The sequence below is a fragment of the Croceicoccus sediminis genome, assembly GCF_007570835.1.
Classification (GTDB): Bacteria; Pseudomonadota; Alphaproteobacteria; order Sphingomonadales; family Sphingomonadaceae; genus Croceicoccus; species Croceicoccus sediminis.
Map to the genome: position 1 here is coordinate 929039 of NZ_SUNC01000001.1, position 19995 is coordinate 949033.

21 protein-coding genes are annotated in these 19995 nt (G+C 62.3%); 11 read left to right on the forward strand and 10 right to left on the reverse strand.

Annotated elements, in window-relative coordinates:
- Positions 1-169: 169 nt before the first annotated feature.
- The 4 genes from FAX90_RS04385 (at position 170) to FAX90_RS04400 (ending at position 3425) form a co-directional block, all read left to right on the forward strand.
- Positions 170-832: a TetR/AcrR family transcriptional regulator gene (locus FAX90_RS04385; RefSeq protein ID WP_240704709.1), complete on the forward strand. Its 663-nt coding sequence runs from the start codon at positions 170-172 to the stop codon at positions 830-832.
- Between the two features lie 101 nt (positions 833-933).
- Positions 934-2280, forward strand: coding sequence for an aromatic ring-hydroxylating oxygenase subunit alpha (locus FAX90_RS04390; RefSeq protein ID WP_144095871.1), 1347 nt, complete (start codon positions 934-936; stop codon positions 2278-2280).
- Between the two features lies 1 nt (position 2281).
- Positions 2282-2971, forward strand: a complete 690-nt coding sequence (locus FAX90_RS04395) for an SDR family NAD(P)-dependent oxidoreductase (RefSeq protein WP_144095873.1) — start codon at positions 2282-2284, stop codon at positions 2969-2971.
- 13 nt (positions 2972-2984) lie between these two features.
- A complete protein-coding gene (locus FAX90_RS04400) occupies positions 2985-3425 on the forward strand; it encodes a nuclear transport factor 2 family protein (RefSeq protein ID WP_144095875.1) in 441 nt (146 codons plus the stop codon).
- A gap of 76 nt (positions 3426-3501) precedes the next feature.
- Here the strand turns inward: FAX90_RS04400 and FAX90_RS04405 are convergent, their stop codons facing one another.
- Both FAX90_RS04405 and FAX90_RS04410 read right to left on the reverse strand, forming a co-directional pair.
- Positions 3502-3864: an EthD domain-containing protein gene (locus FAX90_RS04405; RefSeq protein ID WP_144095877.1), complete on the reverse strand. Its 363-nt coding sequence runs from the start codon at positions 3862-3864 to the stop codon at positions 3502-3504.
- Between the two features lie 51 nt (positions 3865-3915).
- Entirely contained in the window at positions 3916-5103 is a 1188-nt protein-coding gene (locus FAX90_RS04410) for an aromatic ring-hydroxylating oxygenase subunit alpha (RefSeq protein WP_144095879.1), read from the reverse strand.
- 210 nt (positions 5104-5313) lie between these two features.
- Here FAX90_RS04410 and FAX90_RS04415 point away from each other — a divergent pair, with 210 nt between their 5' ends.
- Positions 5314-6951, forward strand: coding sequence for an AMP-binding protein (locus tag FAX90_RS04415; RefSeq protein ID WP_240704710.1), 1638 nt, complete (start codon positions 5314-5316; stop codon positions 6949-6951).
- Between the two features lie 24 nt (positions 6952-6975).
- Here the strand turns inward: FAX90_RS04415 and FAX90_RS04420 are convergent, their stop codons facing one another.
- Both FAX90_RS04420 and FAX90_RS04425 read right to left on the reverse strand, forming a co-directional pair.
- Complete coding sequence (locus FAX90_RS04420; RefSeq protein ID WP_240704711.1) at positions 6976-8442, reverse strand: FAD-dependent oxidoreductase; 1467 nt, start codon at positions 8440-8442, stop codon at positions 6976-6978.
- Positions 8443-8444: 2 nt separating this feature from the next.
- Positions 8445-9251 (reverse strand): SDR family NAD(P)-dependent oxidoreductase, encoded by an 807-nt coding sequence (locus FAX90_RS04425; RefSeq protein ID WP_144095881.1) that lies wholly within the window; start codon positions 9249-9251, stop codon positions 8445-8447.
- A 141-nt stretch (positions 9252-9392) separates the two neighbouring features.
- Between FAX90_RS04425 and FAX90_RS04430 the strand changes: the two genes are divergently transcribed.
- The 3 genes from FAX90_RS04430 (at position 9393) to FAX90_RS04440 (ending at position 12959) form a co-directional block, all read left to right on the forward strand.
- Positions 9393-10154, forward strand: a complete 762-nt coding sequence (locus FAX90_RS04430; RefSeq protein ID WP_144095883.1) for an SDR family NAD(P)-dependent oxidoreductase — start codon at positions 9393-9395, stop codon at positions 10152-10154.
- Positions 10155-10344: 190 nt separating this feature from the next.
- Positions 10345-11751: an aromatic ring-hydroxylating oxygenase subunit alpha gene (locus FAX90_RS04435; RefSeq protein ID WP_144095885.1), complete on the forward strand. Its 1407-nt coding sequence runs from the start codon at positions 10345-10347 to the stop codon at positions 11749-11751.
- Between the two features lie 23 nt (positions 11752-11774).
- Positions 11775-12959 carry an aromatic ring-hydroxylating oxygenase subunit alpha gene (locus FAX90_RS04440; protein WP_144095887.1) on the forward strand — a complete coding sequence of 395 codons (1185 nt, stop codon included), beginning with the start codon at positions 11775-11777 and terminating at the stop codon, positions 12957-12959.
- Between the two features lie 21 nt (positions 12960-12980).
- Here the strand turns inward: FAX90_RS04440 and FAX90_RS04445 are convergent, their stop codons facing one another.
- From FAX90_RS04445 to FAX90_RS04470, 6 genes are all read right to left on the reverse strand, one after another.
- Positions 12981-13694 (reverse strand): SDR family NAD(P)-dependent oxidoreductase, encoded by a 714-nt coding sequence (locus tag FAX90_RS04445; RefSeq protein ID WP_144095889.1) that lies wholly within the window; start codon positions 13692-13694, stop codon positions 12981-12983.
- On the reverse strand, positions 13691-14704 hold the full coding sequence (locus FAX90_RS04450) for an NADP-dependent oxidoreductase (RefSeq protein WP_144095890.1): 1014 nt from the start codon (positions 14702-14704) through the stop codon (positions 13691-13693). Before FAX90_RS04450 ends, FAX90_RS04445 begins: the two co-directional genes overlap by 4 nt.
- Positions 14705-14824: 120 nt before the next feature.
- Positions 14825-15625 (reverse strand): ThuA domain-containing protein, encoded by an 801-nt coding sequence (locus FAX90_RS04455; RefSeq protein WP_144095892.1) that lies wholly within the window; start codon positions 15623-15625, stop codon positions 14825-14827.
- 6 nt (positions 15626-15631) lie between these two features.
- Positions 15632-16642 (reverse strand): NADP-dependent oxidoreductase, encoded by a 1011-nt coding sequence (locus FAX90_RS04460; protein WP_144095894.1) that lies wholly within the window; start codon positions 16640-16642, stop codon positions 15632-15634.
- 2 nt (positions 16643-16644) lie between these two features.
- Positions 16645-17073, reverse strand: a complete 429-nt coding sequence (locus FAX90_RS04465) for a nuclear transport factor 2 family protein (RefSeq protein WP_144095896.1) — start codon at positions 17071-17073, stop codon at positions 16645-16647.
- Positions 17074-17204: 131 nt separating this feature from the next.
- Positions 17205-17555, reverse strand: coding sequence for a Rieske (2Fe-2S) protein (locus tag FAX90_RS04470; RefSeq protein ID WP_144095898.1), 351 nt, complete (start codon positions 17553-17555; stop codon positions 17205-17207).
- A 138-nt stretch (positions 17556-17693) separates the two neighbouring features.
- On the opposite strand from FAX90_RS04470, the gene FAX90_RS04475 reads away from it, so the two are divergent.
- The 3 genes from FAX90_RS04475 to FAX90_RS04485 all read left to right on the forward strand — a co-directional run bounded on the left by FAX90_RS04475 (position 17694) and on the right by FAX90_RS04485 (position 19890).
- The gene (locus FAX90_RS04475; protein WP_144095900.1) at positions 17694-18092 is read left to right on the forward strand and encodes a nuclear transport factor 2 family protein; all 399 of its coding nucleotides are present in this window, start codon (positions 17694-17696) and stop codon (positions 18090-18092) included.
- A 428-nt stretch (positions 18093-18520) separates the two neighbouring features.
- Positions 18521-19282 carry a 3-hydroxyacyl-CoA dehydrogenase gene (locus FAX90_RS04480; RefSeq protein WP_144095902.1) on the forward strand — a complete coding sequence of 254 codons (762 nt, stop codon included), beginning with the start codon at positions 18521-18523 and terminating at the stop codon, positions 19280-19282.
- Between the two features lie 197 nt (positions 19283-19479).
- The gene (locus FAX90_RS04485) at positions 19480-19890 is read left to right on the forward strand and encodes a Csu type fimbrial protein (RefSeq protein ID WP_170234857.1); all 411 of its coding nucleotides are present in this window, start codon (positions 19480-19482) and stop codon (positions 19888-19890) included.
- The last annotated feature ends 105 nt before the right edge of the window (positions 19891-19995 follow it).

Below are 19995 nucleotides of genomic sequence, written 5' to 3' on the forward strand. Positions count from 1 at the left end.
TTGTCACCCCTCGCGACCGGGCAATTTTCTCATCGATTTGCCATTTACCGGCAACCTTGTCGGTTTTCTTGTTGCATTGGGCGGAAATAGGCTACTGCATGAAGTGATAGGGTGCCCGAACGCCCATCCGTGGAGAGAAGCTGGATCGATGGTTGCTGCACGTAGAGACATGGCCCTTCGCAAGATCCGCCCGAGCGGCGGACCGGAAGATTTCGAACGCTGGCAGCAGCGCAAGAGTTCGCTGACGCGCGAATCCATCCTCGATGCCGCAGTCGATAGCCTGGTCGAAAGCGGATATGCTGGCCTTTCCACCAATGACGTCGCCCGGCGCGCCGGGGTTTCTCGCGGGGCGATGCATCACCATTTCCCCAACCGCATCGCGCTGGTGCGCGGCATGATCGAACATGTCTTCTATCGCCGGATGCGCCATTTCCTCGACGATTTCGTGGCCCAGCTGAAAGTCATCGACCCTGATGACGAGACCCTGCAACCCCATGTAATCGCGGTCGAATTGCACTGGCATTCGGTACAAAGCCGCGAGTTCGAAGCCTATTTGCGGCTGGCCGTGGCTGCGCGCAACGATGCCGAACTGGCCGAAGCGTTCGATCCGGCCGCCAGGCGCTATGACGAAGTGTGGCTGGAAGAGATGGACCACGCCTTCCCGCAATGGCGATCGGCCCCCGAACTGATGCGGCTGGCGAGCGACGTGACACAAGCGCTTCAACTCGGACTTCTGATCAACGGGTCGACCATCGGCGAAGAGCGTGTCCGCGCGATACAGGACGAGCTGGTCGGCGTGGTGAAGCGGCTGGCCGAGGCAGCGAAGCGATAAAACAGGACGATCGGCCTGTTTTCTAGCGCATGTGATAGTTGAGGGGTGCCCGCATCGCGCGCACGCTCGACGATATACAAGCTTCGTTTGGGAGAGGCCCGATGAACACGCAGACTGCCGTTCCGCCCCCGATGGACGGGCGGGACCCGTCCAACCTTCGCGGCGATCGGATCACCGGCGACCGTTACTTCTCCGCCGAATTCGCGCAGAAGGAATGGGACCACATGTGGACCAGGATCTGGCACATCGCCGGACGAACCGCAGACATTCCCGAGGCGGGTGACTTCCTCGTACACAACTTCATGAAGGAATCGGTGATCGCCGTGCGGCAGGAGGACGGCTCGGTCCGCGCCTTCTACAATTCCTGCGCCCATCGCGGGATGCGCATGGTCGACGATTCAAGTTCGGTCGCGGCGTTCCACTGCCCCTATCACGGCTGGCGCTATGGCCTGGATGGCAAGCTGATCCACGCGCAGGATGCCGACGTCGATTTCAGCCAGGGCAATCCCTGCGGCAAGCTGGGCCTCAACGAACTGCGCTGTGACACATGGGGTGGCTTCGTCTGGTATTCGATGGACCCTGACGGCGTCTCGCTTGCCGATTTCCTCGAACCCATGCCCGCGCTCTATCGCAACTACCCGATGGAAACGGCCGTTCGCGTCGCGTGGTACCGGATCGAGATCGACGCGAATTGGAAGTTCGTAACCGACAATTTCTCCGAAAGCTACCACACCCGCACAGCGCACCCGCAAGTGCCGCCCTGGATCGACCAGGACGTCGATTCCGCGCGGCACGAAATGTGGCCCAAGGGCCATGGCCGTACGGTTCAGCCGATGCGCCCGTCCCTTTCCGACCGGCCCGAAGGCGGCGGCAACGCGATGTTCGAGGCAGAGCTGAAGAAGTGGGATATCGATCCGGCGAAGTACGAAAGCTACGAAGAGTTCGCCATGCAGGGCTGGAAAGACCTCAAGGCGGCGAAGCAGAAGCTGTGGCGCGAAAAGGGTTACGTCCATTACGAAAAGATGGACGACGAGGAGATCACCGACAGCCCGCACACCGTCATGTTCCCGAACGTGACGATCAGCTTCCTGCCGGACAATCTGGTCTTCTTCCGCTCCGAACCGCATGCGACAGACCCTGAGAAGTGCTATTTCGACCTGTGGTGCATGGCCTTCCCGGTGGAGGGGCAGACCGAGGTCGAATCCATCATGGCCGGGCCCAAGCCGCTGAAGGAAGTAGCGGAATGCGAACACCGCGTATTCGATGGCGGGCGCGGCATTCCCGAACTGGCCGGGCAAATCGTCTATCAGGACATGGAACTGGCCGAAAACATGCAGGCCGGCATGCATTCGCGTGGATACAAGGACGCCTACCTCTCCGACCAGGAGACACGCATCCGGTTCTTCCACGAAGTGCTGAACGATTGGATCGAAGGAAGAAGACCCTGACATGGCAAATGTAATCATCACCGGCGCCGGTCGCGGCATCGGCCTCGAACTCGCGAAAAGTCATGCGGGGCGCGGCGACCGTGTCTTTGCACTGGTGCGCGACACGGCGAAATCGGAAGATCTGACGGCGTTGGCCGAAGGTTCGGGCGGCTCTGTCTCCGTTCACAAGCTGGATGCGGCCGATGTCGCCGGCATCCCCGCCGCCGCCGAAGCCGTGCCGTGCGACAGCGTGGACGTCCTCTACAACGTGGCCGGCAATCTAGGCCCGATCAGTGGTGAGCTTGAAAACCCCATCGACTGGGATGCCTGGGACGGATCGATCGACGTGATGCTGAAGGCACCCTTCGCCATCACAAAGGCTTTCCTTCCGAAGATGAGCAAGGGGTCAAGGGTTATCAACTTCTCCAGCCAGCTTGCCGCGTCAACGTGGCCCTATGGCGGGTTCTACGTTTATATCGCGACGAAGGCGGGGCTTGTCGCCCTGACCCGTGCGATGGCGATCGATCTGAAGGATCGGGGCATCACGCTGATCTCCTTGCACCCCGGCTGGGTTCAGACCGACATGGGCGGTCCCGATGCCGAGATCACCACGGAAGAAAGCGTCGCGGGCATCACCTCGCTGGTCGATCGCCTGACGGTCGAGGACAGCGGCGGCTTCTTCAAATGGAACGGCGAGCCGCACCCGCTTTGAGAAGGAATTGAAAATGGCATTTACCGGACCGCTCGAGGATCGGATCGCGATCCGCGAGACGATGGAGACTTACGCCTATGGCGTCATGACCAAGGACGCCGAAATCTGGGCCGCGACATGGGCGGACGACGCCTATTGGGCGCTGCCCGAATATCCCGATCTTGGCGGGTTCGACGGCAAGAAGGCGATTGTCGAGGCATGGGTCGGATCGATGGAGGTCTATGGCCTCGACGATATGACGCGTCCGATGGTCTATCTCGCCAATCCGGGCCGGATCGAGGTCGACGGCGACAAGGCGATTGCCACGACCTTCACGATCGAGATCTACCAGCATCCCGAAACGGGCGAGACCGTCCACACCAACGGTCACTACGAAGACCAACTGGCCAAGATCGACGGCAAGTGGGTTTTCACCCGCCGCGAATATCGCATCTTCCACGAACGCCGGGATTGACCTTCGGCAAAGACCGAAAGAACCGGTCCATCGGCGGGCGGGAGGCAATCTGCTTCCCGCCCGCCGTTGTTTTGGATCAGGCGACGGGCGGCATCTCGCTCATCCGTTCGTCAAGCCGGTAGACCTTCATCATCTCGCGGTCGAACAGCTTGTCTTCATCCACCCGGATCATTTCGGCCGTTTCCGGATCGTCGGCAAGCGAGGCGAAGAACGCCTGCATCGTCGCCTCGTCCGGAAAGTCGATTTCCATCACCACGTCGGGATCGTGCGGCCCTGCGTCGTGCGCAAACGGTGTCGTGAACCGGCGCACATAGCGGGTGGCATACCCGGTCAGGACCTTCTCCCCGATCCGGGCGTGGAAGGTTTCGTAATAGTCCACGAATTCATCGTGGCTCATGCCCTCGCGCCGCCGGAAGATCGAAAGAAGGGTCACGGTCATGTCCTGGCTCCCGGCCAATTGCGGGTTGATGCGAGCGCGATCGGGCTCACGTCACATCTGCGGTTCGGGCGCGGACGGGTCTTCGGCCAGGTACCAGGCCAGCCATTCGTGGAAATACTGGTTCCCACGCTCGTTCTTGCCGAAGATCAGTTCTTCGTGCGCGCCCGATTCCAGGCCCTTCTGGATTTCCATGCCGATGACGTAATCTTCCTCGTAAGTGACGTCGCGGAAGAAACTCGCCATGCCCTGCAGCTTTTCCTCTTCCTCGGGCGTCTTGGGCGCTTCGCGGCAGAGGTAGTTGAGCACGGTGCGGTTCTTGTCGGGCGTCGGCCCGGGGAAAAGCTGGGCGACTTGCGTGATTTCGGGCGCAACGAAGACCGACACGTTCGGGAAAAGGATACGCACGAAGTCGTAACCGTAATTCTCACGCGTCCCCCAATCCTTGCGCGCGACGTCTTTCAACAGGTCCTTGATCTCGTGCTGCGGGAATCCGATCCGCATCGACGGGCCGAACCCTTCGTAATGCATGGTGTTGGACGGTGTGCGCGGAAAGATCGTTTCGGGGTGCAGCGACTGGAAGTGATAGCCTTCGAGATAGCCGTCGAACGCGATCTTCCAGTTGGCACCGTGGATCGTGCGGTTGCCGACGTAGTGCCAGTCCTTGAAGTTCATGTCCTCGAAATCGCCGAGGTAGCCACGGAAATAATCGTCGAGGTCGAACGATCCTTCGGGGTCGAGGCAGACGAAGATCATGCCCGCACGTTCTTCGCACGGAAGCTGCCGCAAGCCCCGTTCCGACTTGTCGACGTCGCCGAACGTCTGCCGTTCGGAAATGCCGACCAGCTTGCCGTCACGGCCATAAGTCCACGCATGGTACTTGCAGGTAAAACGCGGGCAATTGCCATACCCTTCGTCGGCCACCGGCGCCCCGCGATGCGAACACACGTTGAGGAAGGCGCGCACGGTGCCGTCCTTGTCGCGAGTGATGAGCACCGGCATGCCGACCGCTTCCATCGCCTTGTAGTCGCCGGGGTTCGGCATTTCGGCGGTGAAGGCCAGCATCAGCGGCAGCTTCTTGAAGACGAGGTCGATTTCTTTCTGGAAGATTTCCGGGTCGCAATAGGACGCGGACGGCACGGTCAAGGTGTCCTCGCCCTGGAACGTGGTCTTGTTCTCGACATAGCCGAGCATGATTTCGGCGACTTCGCCAAGCTGTCCGATGCGCGCTGCGCGGTCCATCGCGGTTCTCTCCCAAGAAAGGTGTCGTCGCGCATGGGCGCGAAGCGATCTTTAACCGGTACACGCTGCATGGTTGATGTGACCTGCACAACCTGCCCAAGATGACAGGTGTCATTCCGTGCGCGTGCGCCTGCGGGATATCGGGCCTACTCTTTTCGCCAATGGAAGCGGCGGGGCGTTCCCGCGACAAGACGGGACGGGAACAGGAGCATGAAGATGGCCAAACTGGAAATGCCGTGGGACTGGCTGGACCTTCCGCCGCAGCATCTTGCGCGGTTTTCGGATCAGTGGGGCGGCAAGACGATTGCCGAGCTGGCCCGTGAACGCGCCGCCTCCGACCCCGATTTCGTGGCGCTGGTCGATGGCGTCCGTTCGCTCACGTTCGCACAGTGGCTTGCCGATGCACAGGCGCTGGCCAATGCGCTGGCCGCACGCGGGCTTGAAGTCGGCGATGTCGTCGCGTTCCAGACCCCCAACTGGCACGAGGCCGCCGTCCTGAACCTTGCCTGCGCGATCGCGGGGCTGGTCGTGAACCCGATCGTGCCGATCTACCGCGATGCCGAAGTCGAACTGATGCTGCGCGATTGCCGCGCGCGGGCGATCTTCACCTGCACCACGTTCCGCCGCTTCGATTTTGCCGAGATGGCAGAGCGGCTGAGCCCGAAACTCCCCGACTTGGGCCACGTGTTCACCGTGCGCGGCGACGGTGCGAACGACCTTGCCGCCCTTGTCGAAGAGGGCCGTGCGCTGGACGACGTCAATCCGAACGTCGATCCCGGGTCGGTCAAGATGGTGCTCTTCACCTCGGGCACCACGGGCCGCCCCAAGGGCGTGCTGCACAGCCACGAAACGCTCGAAAACATCGTGCGGAAAAGCTACGCGCACTGGGGCATCGGCGCGGGCGAAACGATGATCATGCCCTCCCCCGTCACGCATATTTCGGGCTATGCCAACGGCCTCGAATGCCAGCTGATCGTGGGCACGCGCGTCGTTCTGATGGAGGCGTGGAACGCGCAGGACGCGCTCTCGCTGATCCAGGAATACGAAGTCAGCGGCACGGTCGCGGCAACGCCGTTCCTTGTCGAACTGGCCGATGCCGCGCGCGCGGCCGGCACGCGGCTGCCGTCGATGAAAGTCTTTGCCTGCGGCGGCGCGGCGGTGCCGCCCGACCTGATCCCCGCGGCCAATTCGGCATTCGACAACCTTCAGGCCTTCCGCGTCTTCGGCGCAAGCGAGGTTCCGCTTGTCACGTTCGGCTGGCCGCAGGACGAGGCGCTTGCCGCGACGACCGATGGCGAAGTCGTCGACTACGAGGTCAAGATCGTCGACGACGACGGCAATCCGGTGCCCCGCGGGACCGAGGGTGAAATCCTCGCTCGCGGCCCTTCCATGATGCTCGGCTATGCCGATGAGGCGCAGAGCGCGGCGGCCTTCGATGCAGAGGGTTATTTCAGGACCGGCGACCTTGGCACGCTGGCCGACAATGGTGCGGTCACCATTACCGGGCGCAAGAAGGACCTGATCATTCGCGGCGGCGAAAACATCAGCGCGGTCGAGATCGAGGACGTCCTGCGAACGCACCCGCAAGTCCGCGATGCCAGCGTGGTCGCCATGCCGCACGAACGGCTGGGCGAAGGGGTCTGCGCCTACATCATTTCCATCGGCGAACCGGCCACGGTGGAGGCGCTGTGCGCTCACGTCCAGGCCAGCGGACTTGCGAAGCAGAAGACGCCCGAACGGTTCGAATTCGTGGACGATTTTCCGCGCACGGCATCGGGCAAGATCCGCAAGGACCAGCTGCGCGCCGACGTGAAGGCCAAGGTCGAAGGAGAACGCGCCGAAGCCTGACGCCGCGGCAAGTTCTCCGACCGCCTATCCCTGCCAGTTCGCACCAGCAGCGTGGCGGCCCGCGCGGCGGCCGAAGTAGCTGCCGGGCCCAAGGCTCATCCCGCTGGCATAGGCCTTGCCCGTGCGTGGGATATGCGCCGCGCTCGCCCCGACAACATAAAGACCGGCAATCGGTTCGGACCGCATGTTCAGGCATTCGCCGTTCGGCCCAGACTTCAAACCGCCCAGCGTGATGAACAGGTAAGTCGACCGGTCGAACGAGATATCGAACGCCGCCCACGGCCCCTGGTCCAGCGGCTTCAGCCACATGGGGTCCTTGTGCAGCAGGGGGTCGCGCCCCTCTGCCGCATGGCGGTTGTAATCGGCCATCGTCCTGACCAGTGAGCCGGTCGGCAGTTCAAGCCCCGCTTCCATTTCCTCGATCGTTTCCCACCCGTCGACCAACGTGTGATTGGCGGTTGGGATCTCGGGATAGGCGAATATCTCGCTGTCCACGATCAGGTAGGCCTTCTGGTCCGGCTGCTCCATCACGAAGTTCGCCGTGCGGCCGTGATAGCTGTCCTCGGCCACGAAACGCTCCCCCCGCTTGTTGACGACGATCCCCTTGATCAGCTGTCCGGGCGGATAGATCGAGGCGGTGGGGATCACCCCGTCCATTGCGCTCGTCGCCGCGCCTGCCGACAGGCCCAGCATCACGCCTGAACCATCGTTGCTGGGAATGCCCAGCGGCTGGCTCGTCTCACCCAGCAGGGGAATGTTCTCGGCGATCATGTCGTGGTTGAGGTTGAAGCTGCCCGCCGCGATGATCACCCCGCGCCGCGCCCTGGCATATATCGTCCCGCCCGACTGCTTTATCCGGACACCCACGATCCGGCCCGACGCGTCGCCGACCAGCGCGGTAACCCCGCTATCGTAGATTGCCGGAATGCCTTCATCGACGCACTTCTGCAGCAGCGGCGCCATGCCGACATGCCCTGCGTTCTCGCCCGTCCCGGCCACCTTGTGACCACGCGGGGCTGGCTTTGCGACCTTGTTGTAGGGCCACAGCTTCTCGTTGCCGGTGCCCATCAGGCACGTCGTATCATCAAGAAATACGGCCTTGCCCTTGAACTCGGTCCGCTCGAAAGGAACGCCCTGCGCTTCCAGCCATTCGAAGTGCGACGGGCCGTCGTCGCAGAAACTGCGAACCGCCACCGGGTCAAGCGGGTCGCAGCTGGCCATCATGTAGGCCGCCATCTCGTCAGGCGTGTCCTCGTACCCCATCGCCTTCTGCACGGCCGTCCCGCCGCCGACGTAATATATCCCCGATGACATCGCGCTGGCCCCGCCGCCGCCCGATGCGCGTTCGACGATCAGGACGTCGGCGCCCGCGCGGTGCGCCTCCAGTGCGGCGCAGGTGCCAGCGACACCCTGCCCGATGACGACGACGTCGCATTCGCGGTCCCATGCCGGAATCGCGTCGACGGACAGAAGCTGCGGAACTTCCTTCATGGTCAGTTGCCCCCCGTCGCAGCGGCGATGCTCGCTTCCATCTCGTCGGGCGTGGGATTGCCGCGAAGGCAGAGCCCGCCGTTCACCTGCAGGTTTTCGCCGGTCATGAAACACTCGTCGCTTGCCAGAAAGACGGCGGCCGCGGCGATGTCGTCGCTCGTGCCATAGCGGCCCAGTGGATAGCCTTTCACGAAGCTATCGAAGAGGCCCGGCACCTGCCCCGCGTCGGCGGTCATCGGCGTTTCGGTAAGACCGGGCGAGATCGAATTGGCGCGTATACCCTCGCAACCGAACTCGTTCGCGACGCAGCGGATGATGTGATCGGTGGCAGCCTTCGTGCCCATGTAGGCGGAATGATCCCACAGCATGATTTTAGCCGTTGCCGAACTGATCTGGATGATCGATCCGCCATTGCCGCCATGCAACCTGGCCATCTTGCGCACACAGGCCTGATAGAATTGAAACGGGCCGATAAGCTGCAGCGCGCTCATCTGTTCAAGCTGTTCACGCGTATTGTCGAGGAATGGGGTCAGCAGGCCCCATCCGGTCGCGTTGACGGCGATGTCGACACCGCCCATCTTTTCCGCCGCCGCGTCGAGCAGTTCGTTGACGCTCGCCTCCTCGGTCAGGTCGCATGGATGGGCGAGACAGCCGGTTTCGGCGGAGAATTCGTCAAGCACGGCCTTTTTACGGCCCGAGACCATCACCGTGGCGCCTTCGGCCATGAACCTCCTGGCCATGACCTGGCCCATGTTGCCCTTGCTGCTCGCGCCCAGGATCAGTGCGCGCTTGCCTTCAAGCCTGCCCATCGTAATCTCCCTCTCTCGTCCGAGAGGCCGTAACATCGCGCGCCCGCGCAAAGGGACTGCGCAAAACGTTAGTCGAACCGTGCGGCGCCTGTACCTACTATCGCGCCAAGCATTCAGTATTTCATGGGAAAGGATCGTCGTATGGACCTCGGCCTCAAGGGCAGGAAAGCCATTCTAGTTGGCGCCAACGGCGGCATCGGCCGCAAGGTGGCGCAGGCATTTGCGGCAGAAGGCTGCGATGTCGCGATCTGCGGCCGTACGCAGGACAAGGTCGACAAGGTCGTCGGCGAACTCAAGCCGTCGGGCGTGAACGTCTACTCCGAAGCTCTCGACGTGACCGACGCGGCGGCAGTGCCCGCCTTCGTCGAAAAGGCGGCGGCGGAACTGGGCGGCTGCGACATCTTCATCAGCTTCACTTCGGCCAATCCGGGCGAAGACACCGACGACTGCTGGGAAACGATCCTCAAGACCGACATCCTGCCGATGCGCCGCGGCATCGCGGCGGCCCTGCCCTTCCTTGAAAAGTCGGACGCAGGTTCGGTCTGCTGCATCAGCTCGACCGGCGCGGTCGAGGAATTCATGGGCGTACAGCCCTACAACGCGATCAAGGCGGCGGTGTCGAACTACGCCTCGGCGCAGGCACAGGCGCTGGCCCCCAAGGGCATTCGCGTCAATTGCATCACGCCCGGTCCGGTGTTCTGCGAAGACGGCCCCTGGGCCTACATCAAGGAAAACATGACCGAGTTCTACGACTCCATCGTCGCCCAGATCCCGACCGGCGATCTTGTCACCGGCGAAGAACTGGCCCGCACGATCGTGTTTGCCTCCTCCCCCGCCGCCGGCGGGATGATCGGCGCGAACCTCGTCATCGACAACGGCTTTACCAAGCGCGTGCAGTTCTGATCCATCACGGAAAAGACGGCCCTGTTTCGGGGCCGTCCATCCTCCAAACAACCACCCCTTTGCCTCGCGCTCAACGGCTAACCTAGCCAAAAGCGCAGGGGTCGAGGGGTGTTTTTGTTGACCCGCGTCAAACTGCCAGCCGCGCACTTCCGGTAATCTCCCTCTCGAAAGATACGAGGAGGATGCCGACATGGCAGAAGCAGATCCACGCGAACGCATGGACATCGCCCGCTGTCCGGGACCGGGCTGGGAAGACATCCTGGCCGCCGACGATATCCAGCCGCCAGCATTCATGGCGGAGGACCGGTACGAATACCTCGGCTCCGAGCCGATCGATGCATCGCGATATTATTCTCCCGAATTCTTCGCGGCCGAAAAAGCGAAAATGTGGCCCGCCGTCTGGCAATTCGCCACGCGCGAGGAAGACCTCCCCGAACCCGGCGATTACGTCACTTACGACAATGTCGGCCGGTCCTACCTGATCGTGCGGCAGGATGACGGATCGATCCGCGCCTTCCACAACGTGTGCCTGCACCGCGGACGCAAGCTGAAGACCGATTGCGGATCGGCCGAGAAGTTCGTCTGCCCGTTCCACGCCTTTACGTGGAACACCGACGGCTCGCTCAATTCCATACCCTGCCGCTGGGACTTCGGACACTTGTCCGATGAACAGATGAAGCTTCCCGAAGTGAGCGTTGCACGGTGGGGCGGATATGTCTTCGTGCGCGACGCAGACGAAGGGCCGGACATCGAGGAATTCCTCGCCCCCTTGCCCGAATTCTTCCGGCAGTGGCGGCACGAGGATTGCAGCACGATCGCCTGGGTCGGCAAAGTCGTGAAGGCGAACTGGAAGATCGTGATGGAAGCTTTCATGGAAAGCTATCACGCCTATGCCACGCACCCGCAACTGATGCCGTTCACCGGCGATGCGAACGCGGCCTATCACGTGCTGGGCGACCACGTGAACGTGAACTACACGCCGTTCGGCACGATCAGCCCCCACGTTCAGCAGCATGACCTGCCGCAGCAGTGGATCGTCGACGAATTCGTCAAATACAACGGCCGCAGCGCCGACAACTACGACCCCGAGGCGGACGACAGCGCGTTCCAGGTGCCCGAGGGCATGACCGCGCGCCAGATGCTGGGCGCGGCGATGCGCAAGACCAGCGCCCGCGCATTCGGCGGCGACTATTCCAACGTGTCGGAAAGCGAGCTGCTCGACGCGCTGGTCTACAACGTGTTCCCGAACTTCGCGCCGTGGGGCGGGTTCATGCCCAACATCGTCTATCGCTGGCGGCCATGGCCCGACGAAAACGCCTGCCTGATGGAAGTGCGCGTGCTGTCGCGCGTGCCCGAAGGCAAGCCGCGCCCGCCGTCGGTGCCGATGCACCTTCTGGGAGAGGACGAGAAGTGGTCCGACGCGCCGGAACTGGGCGTTCTGGGCGGCGTGGTCGATCAGGACATGGAGAACATGGAACTGTGCCACGAAGGGCTGAAGGCGTCGAAGAACCAGCGGGTCGAACTGGGCGATTACCAGGAAGTGCGCATCCGCCATTTCCACCAGGTGCTCGACCGCTACCTGAACGCTGCCGACTGACATTTTCCGACAAGGACAAGACCATGACCGAACTCTATGAAAAGTACGGCGACATCGCGGAACGCATGCTGCACTTCGTCGAAAGCCGCACCACCGATCAGGCCAGCACCACGATGCGCGTGCCGGTCGAAAACTACCTCGATCCCGCACGGTGGGAGCGTGAGAAGGAGCGCGTGTTCAAGCGCCTGCCCCTGATGCTGGCGCTGACCATCGAATTGCCCGAAAAGAACGATTACAAGGCGATGCAGATCATGGGCCTGCCGGTCGTGATCACGCGCGGCAAGGACATGAGGGCGCGCGCCTTCCTCAACGTGTGCAAGCACCGCGCCGCCCACCTCGCGCCCGAGGGCAAGGGCAACTGTTCGCGATTTTCGTGCCCCTATCACGGTTGGACTTATGCCAATGACGGCAAGCTTCTGGGCATAGCCGAGGCCAGCACATTCGGCGAAGTGGACCGCACCGATCTCAACATGACCGAACTGCCCTGCGACGAAGTGGCGGGCATGATCTTCGTCATCCTGACACCGGGGCTGGAGATCGATGCGAAATCATGGCTGGGCGGCATGTACGACGATTTCGCCGCGCTGAAGTTGGAAGACTGGTACTATCACAAGTCCAAAGAGATGCGCGGGGCGAACTGGAAGGTCGCCTACGACGGCTATCTCGAAGGCTATCACTTCGCCGCCGCGCACAAGGACACGGTCGCGCCAAGGTCGCCGTCGAACCGCGCGCATTACGAAGGGTTCGGCCCGCATATCCGACTGGGCTTTCCGCAAAAGTCGATCGTGGATCTGAAAGGCCTGCCGCGCGACGAATGGGGCCGCCGGGAGAACGACGGTTACGATTTCATCCGCATGCTGTTCCCGAACTTCGCACTCTTCCTCGCCCCCGAAATGTGCCAGTTCGCGCAGCTGTTTCCCGGCGATGCGCCGAACAAGAACGTGACGATCATGAACTACGTCTTCCCGACGAAGCCGGAAACGGAAGAGGAGATGCGCAAGCTCGATGAGATGTGCGACTTCTTCTACAACGTCGTGGAAGAAGAGGACTACTTCCTCGGAATGAAGGTGCAGAACGGGCTGGAGTCGGGTGCGATGACGCACCAGACCTTCGGCCGGAACGAGCCGGGCAACCAGTTCTTCCACAAGTGGATCGACTATTACCTCAACGAGAGCGGGCAGACGCCCATGCCGGTGATGAAAGACTGATGGCTTTGGGCGATGTTCCGCTCAGTGCCGGACCATCGCCCCGCCGTCGACCCAAAGGCCGTGGCCCGACATGAAACGGGCATCGTCGCTGCACAGGAATGCGACGACATCGGCAATGTCCTCCGCCCGCCCCAGTCGCCTGAGCGGAGCCTTGTTCTCCCAGAACGTGCGATATTCGGGCATTTCCTCGAACGCTGGCGCCGTCATCGGCGTGTCGATCGCGCCGGGCTGGACGCAGTTGACCGTCACGCCATGCGGGCCAAGCTCTGCCGCGGCGGACTTGGTAAAGCCCAGCACCGCATGCTTCGATGCCGAATAGGCGCAAAGCCCCTCGTCCCCGAAGGTCGAGGTCGTGGACCCGATCGTGACGATCCGCCCGTTGCCTGCCTTCTTCAGATGCTCCGCCGCATCCCTGACCAGCCGGAAAACCGCGACCAGGTTCACTTCCAGCACTTGCCGGAAATATTCGTCCGAATGCCCTTCCAGCGGCGCGAAGGCGGATATGCCGGCGCAGGGCACCAGGGTGTCGAGACCGCCCATCGCCTCCACCGCCGCCTTGACCAAGGCTTCGCTTGCCCCGTCCGCCGTGACGTCGGCGGCGTGATCGACCTCGCCCTTGAGGTCGCTGGTGAAGACCTGCGCTCCGTCTGCCGCCAGCCGCTTTGCAACCGCCGCACCAATGCCCGAACCCGCGCCCGTGACGATGGCGCGGCGGCCCTTCAACCGGTCGGTCATGCGATCTTCAGGATCAGCTTGCCGGTGTTCTTGCCCGAAAACAGCCGCATGAAGGCATCGTATGTATTCTCGATCCCTTCCTGCACGTCCTCGTCGATGCGGACCTTGCCCTCGGCCATCCACTGCGCGATCTGCGCGCCGCCTTCGGGGAAGCGGTCGGCGTAATCCATGATCAGGAAGCCGTGGATCGAGGCCTGATGCACGATCAGCTGCCAAAGGTTCTGAAGGCCATGCTTCTCGACCGAATTGTATTCACTGATCAAGCCGCACAGCACGATACGCGCATCCTTGGCGAGATTGAAGACTTCCGCCTCCAGTATGTCCCCGCCTACGTTTTCAAACACCATGTCCAGCCCGTCGGGAGCGGCCTTGCCGATCTCTTCGCGCAGTTCTTCCTGGCTCTTGCCGCGATAGTCGATGGCGACGTCGAAACCATAGTCGTCGATCAACCGGCGGCACTTTTCGGTTCCGCCCGCGATGCCGATCACGCGGCAGCCGTGGATCTTGCCAATCTGCCCGACGACGGAACCCACCGCCCCTGCCGCGCCGCTGACACACAGGGTTTCGCCTTGCTTCGGCTTGGCGACATCGAGCATCCCGAAATACGCGGTAAGGCCGACCGCGCCCATGGCCGAGAGAAACTTCGACGGGCTGTCGACGATGCCGACATCGATCGGCGCGGTGAAGTGGCCGGGCACGACCGGGGTAAATTCCTCGATCGCGTTGAGGTTCATGACCCAGCTGCCGACAGGAAAGTCCGCATTGTCGCTTGCGTGCACCTGCCCCACCGACGTCGCGCGCACCGCATCGCCTAACGGGATCGGCGGCATATAGCTGGGCTCGTCCGCCATCCAGCCGCGCTGTGCCGGATCGAGCGAGCAGTAATGGTTGCGCATGACGAACCCGCCCTCAGGCACGTGGGGGATCGGTTCGCTGACAAGTTCGAAATCGTCCGGCACCGGGTCGCCGTGCGGACGGCGGCGAAGTAGGAATCTGCGGTTCTGGGTCACATGCATGCCTCTCGAAATGGTCTTCTACGGCCAAATTGCATTCTAGGGTAAAGCCATCGGGCGGGCCGGCCAAACCTGTATAAAGTGCGAGTTGGTGACGGTCCGAATGGTCCCGACCGCTCAACCCTGCTGCGCGGTCCAGCGGATCGCGTTTTCCACCAACCGGCGGTAGTGCGGGTTTTCATAAGCGCCCGGACCGTCACCGGGCTGAAGGTAGACCAGCCGCCCCTTGCCCACCTCTTTCGCCCAGCCGACAAGGTTCGAGCCCGCGGGATGGTCCCAGCCATCGCGCGCATACATCTCGCCCCTTACGGCGAGCGAGGCTGAGAAGAAGTGATCGCGGTCGAACTTCGCATCCGATCGCAGCAGCGGGGTCACGCCGTCCTCGAATATCTCCGCCAGATAGGGTTCGTCGGTAAGGTCGAAGCTGGCCGGAAGGCCGTCCGTCACGGGATGGCCGGGTATGGGCGTGAACGTCTGGGCCACGTCATGGGCATAGCCGCTGTCCAGCCGCTCGCTCCCCCGCACCACGCCCGGCTTGTAGAGGAACCTGCCGCCGATGATCTCGCCATATTCGGGCCATGTCGGCCACCCCGCCAGCGCGTGATGCAGCGCGACGACGCCCTTGCCTTGTTCCAGCATCGCGGGGAAACCGCGGCGCATAACATCGGGCGGATCGACGTAGGTGGGTGCATCTTCGGGCGCATCGAAGTCGAGCCCGGGCATGTCGTAAAGAACCGCCACGTCGAAATCGCGCATCCCTTCGGAGTTGAGCAATAATGCGGCGGCAGGCTGATCGACCATCGTGGCCGAGATGCCGTGCATGTCCTCGAAAACCGAGGCGAAAGCATCCCGCCCGAAAGGATGCCCCCGCACCGCGACGAGGCAGCGCAGGGGCGACCGGTAATCGATAGTGGGCACGCGCGATCAGTCCGTCAGGTCGACGATGACCTTGCCGGTGTTCTTGCCCGTCATCATGCGGCTATAAGCGACGAGCGTGTTTTCCAGCCCCTTGGTCACGTCAAACGGCAGTGTGATCTTGCCGTTCGCCAGCCAGTCTTTCAGCGTCGCGTGATATTCCGGGCCACGCTCTGGCACATCGGGCAGCAGGAAGCCCTGGATACGCAGCCGGCGCATCAGGACCTGGTCGTAGTTCTTCGGCCCCGGCACGCTTTCGTCGCTTTGATAGTTTGCGATCATGCCGCAAACCGCGATGCGGCCGAACATGGCCATATTGGCAAGAACCGCGTCGAGGATCGGGCCGCCGACGTTTTCGAAATAACCATCGATGCCGCCGTCGATCTTCTTCAGCTCTGCTGCGACGTCCTCGTTCTTGTAATCGATGCAGCGTTCCGCGCCCAGTTCCTCGACCACGAAGCGGCACTTGTCCGGTCCGCCCGCAATCCCTGTGACTTTCGCGCCAAGGTTGCGGCCGATCTGGCAGGCAAGACTACCGGTCGCGCCCGCAGCTGCCGAGACAACGAGGTCCTCACCTTCCTTGATGCCGAGAATGTCCTTCGTGCCGTAAAGCGCGGTCCAGCCGTTGAGGCCGAGCACGCCGAAGTGCTGGCGAGGATCGTCGATGTCTTCGTCGAGCAGCACGGCCCAGGCATCGTCGGGCCGCACGGTCGAATAATCGGCCCACTGCCCGAACACGCGCACCAGCCGGCCGACCGGGTAACGGTCATCCCGGCTTTCGACGATGCGGCCCAGCGCCTGTCCGGCCATCGGGATGCCCATCGGCAGCGGCGGCTGATACCCGTCTTCGCGCGGGCCCATCCACATGCGGGTGCCCGCGTCCATGGACAGGTAGTCGGCCTTGAGCCGGATCTCGCCATCCTCAAGCGGGGCGAGTTCGGTTTCCTGAAGGCTGAGGGCGGAGCTGAAATCGTCGCCTTCCGGGTGATTGTCGAGGCGCCAGAAACGGTTCTTGGTCATGATCAGACGCCCTTCGGTCCATGCTGACGGTGGATGTTGCGGAAAGAGCGCAGCGAGAAATACCACTTGCCGTCGATCTTTACGAGTTCGTCGCGATATTCGCCGCGATCGCGCATGGTCTTGCCGTCCTGGTCATAGACCTCGGCGGTATAGCTGCGCATCTTTGCGGTATTGCCATCGATCTCGATCGAACCGGGCCAGGCGTGGAACATGATGCCGGGATACTGCTTCATCGCCTCGACCCAAAGGTTCACGATGTTCTCGCGCCCTTCCTGCGGCGGGAATTCGGGATAGTCGGGCATTTCCCAACGGGCATCCTCGGCCCATGTCGCGCCCCAGGCATCGGCGTCGCGCTGGGTAACCGCGTCGGCATAGATGTCGAGGAGGTCGCGGATCGCAAGGCGATCGGCATCCGGTCCGGTAAAGGGCATCGTTCTCTCTCCCAATGGTTTAGTTGGCCAGAGGGTAGAGCGTCACGGACGAGCCGAAAGCTATCCGTTCTGGCAGGTAGGCCGCGAAACGAGCGTCGCGCGCGGCCAGCCGATCGGGGCGCCGCCCGGCTTCACTGGCCGACGGGCAATTCCTCCATCGAAGGTGCCTCGTCCGGGACGCAGACTTCGACCTGTCCGTCTTCGACGCGGATCGGGAACGTGCGAAGGTCCTTGTAGGCCCCGCCGATGCAGCGGCCCGTTTCCAGTTCGAACCGCGCGCCGTGAAGCGGGCACATGACCGCACCCCGGCGAATGCGGCCACCCGAAAGCAACGCGGCCTGGTGGGTACAGCGATCGTTGACCGCGTAAAAACCGTCATCCGTTTTCGCGGCAAGGACAAACCAACCAGCCACCTTGGTCGCCAGTTTGCCTTCCTCGGGAAAATCGCTTTCGGCGATCAGGGGATGCCAGGTCTCGCTCACGGTAATTCGATCCTCTCTTCCGGTCATCTGCCCCTAACGACTTGGGGCCGCGCTTTCACGCTAACAATTCCGATAGCTATCGCCTGCGGAGCCGATTGGCGACAACATGGCACTTCAAAATCATGGGAGAGACTTAGGATGACACCTCAGGAAGTGGAAACACTTATCGACGATCTCTACGCCGCAAGCGCCGAAGGCGACTGGGACAAAGTCGCGTCGATGGTCACCGACGACCTGCTCATCACCGAGGCTCCGGGCCTGCCGATGGCTGGCACCTATCAGGGCAAGAACGCCCTGCGCGACCTGTTCATCGACGTTTTTGCCATGCTGAAAGTGGAATCTCTCGACGTACTGGGATCGACTTATGGCGGCGAATGGGCGGTCAAGATCATCCGCATGAACTTCGGCGAAGGGCTGGAACCTGCCGAACTGACCGAAGCCTTCCGCATCCGCGACGGCAAGGTCTGCGAAATCAAGCCGTACTACTTCGATCCGGCCCCCGTGAAAGCGGCTGCAGCAGCGATGCAGAAAGCCTGATCCCCGAATATACTGTTCCCGACCGCGCGCTCGAAATCGGCGCGCGGGCCGAGAAATTGTCTGCAAAGTCGTAATCCCGTATTAAAAGAACGACCGGCGCGACCATCGCGGCGCGCCGCTCGATGACGTTCGCGCCACCGCCGCCAACGCTCTGGGCAGGCAACGCGCCGAAGCCTTCCACCACCCTGCCCGATCCTATCGTTACACATTTCCCGCCGGGTCGTGCGTTCGGCTGCCTACTGCAATGGCGTTTTGAAAGGCTCGGGTGCGGATGTGGCCGGTCCTCGAGCTGGTGCGTCTGCTATTCGAGCAAACGTTGACAGGAAACGTACAATAGACAAATACACTGGTGAGTGCATATTCCTCTGATGGGTTTTACAAAATCGATTCCGCCATGGTCAACGAATTGAACTGACAAGGAATACTTCATGGATATCAAGGGACTGCCCGCCATTGTGACCGGCGGCGCTTCGGGGCTTGGCAAGGCAACTGCGACAATGCTGGCCGATGCAGGCGCCAAAGTGGCGCTATTCGATCTGAACGAAGAGGCAGGCCAGGCGGCCGCGCGGGAAATCGGCGGGATTTTCGCAAGCGTCAACGTGGCCGACGAGGCCAGCGTAACGGCCGGGCTCGACACCGCCGAAGCGGCGCACGGCGTGGCCCGCATCCTGGTCAACTGTGCAGGCATCGCCCCGGCGATCAAGACAGTCGGCAAGGAGAACGTGCCTCATTCTCTGGACGTCTATCGCAAGACGATCGAGGTGAACCTGATCGGCACTTTCAACGTCATCTCGAAGTTCGCGGCCCGCGCCGTGACCGCTGACGAGATTGACGGTGAGCGCGGTGTCATCGTCAATACCGCATCGGTCGCCGCCTACGACGGGCAGATCGGACAGGCCGCCTATGCCTCGTCCAAGGGTGGCGTTGTCGGCATGACCCTGCCGGTCGCCCGCGATCTGGCGCAGCACAAGATCCGGGTAATGACTGTGGCTCCGGGCATTTTCCTGACGCCAATGCTCGAAGGCTTTCCCCAACAGGTCCAGGACGCCCTTGGCGCGCAGGTTCCGCATCCCAGTCGCCTGGGAAAGCCGGCAGAATATGCCCAGCTCGTCGAATCGATCATCCGCAACCCGATGCTCAACGGCGAAGTCATCCGCCTCGACGGCGCAATCCGCATGGCGCCGAGGTAGGACACACCGTCCCGGCGCGCAGTTGTTTCATCCCCGCACAGGATCCGGGATCGTGCGAAAACGATTTGTTAAAGCAGGTTGGTTACTAGCAAAGTAACGCTATGGAACAACTGCGCGCCATATTATGCATTTTGGGCAGTGGCCTCGCCTTGGCGGGCCTGCCCGGCATGGCCCGCGCGCAAAGCGAATCAACGACCATGACGATCGGTGCCGAAGTGGCCGAATCCTGTTCGATCGCGGCGACGACGATGGCTTTTCCCATCACAACGCCCGGCGGCGGGGGTAATGCGACGGCAACGGCAGATATCACGCTGAACTGTTCGCCCGGCGTCGATTACGACATCGCAATGGACAACGGGCTTCACCCACAGGGCCAGACGCGCAACATGTTCGACCCCGTTCTGGGCACTTACCTGCCTTACGAGGTCTATCGCAATGCGAAGATGACGGCGCAATGGGGCGACCGCACGGGCATCAACACCGTCGCGGGCCGATCCCGTCGGGGCGGCGCGACCGTCATCACTGCCTATGGCAAGATCAAGTCCACGACGCAGACCGCGCGCAGCGGCAAGTACTCCGACTACGTCGTCGTCACCGTCAATTTCTGACAGTTTTCGCTCTGCTTTCGCGCGCCCTGATGGCTGCGGCGGCTCTGAATGCGACTGTCTGCAACTGCCGGTCTTACCCACGAACAGGCCTGCGTAGACTTACCG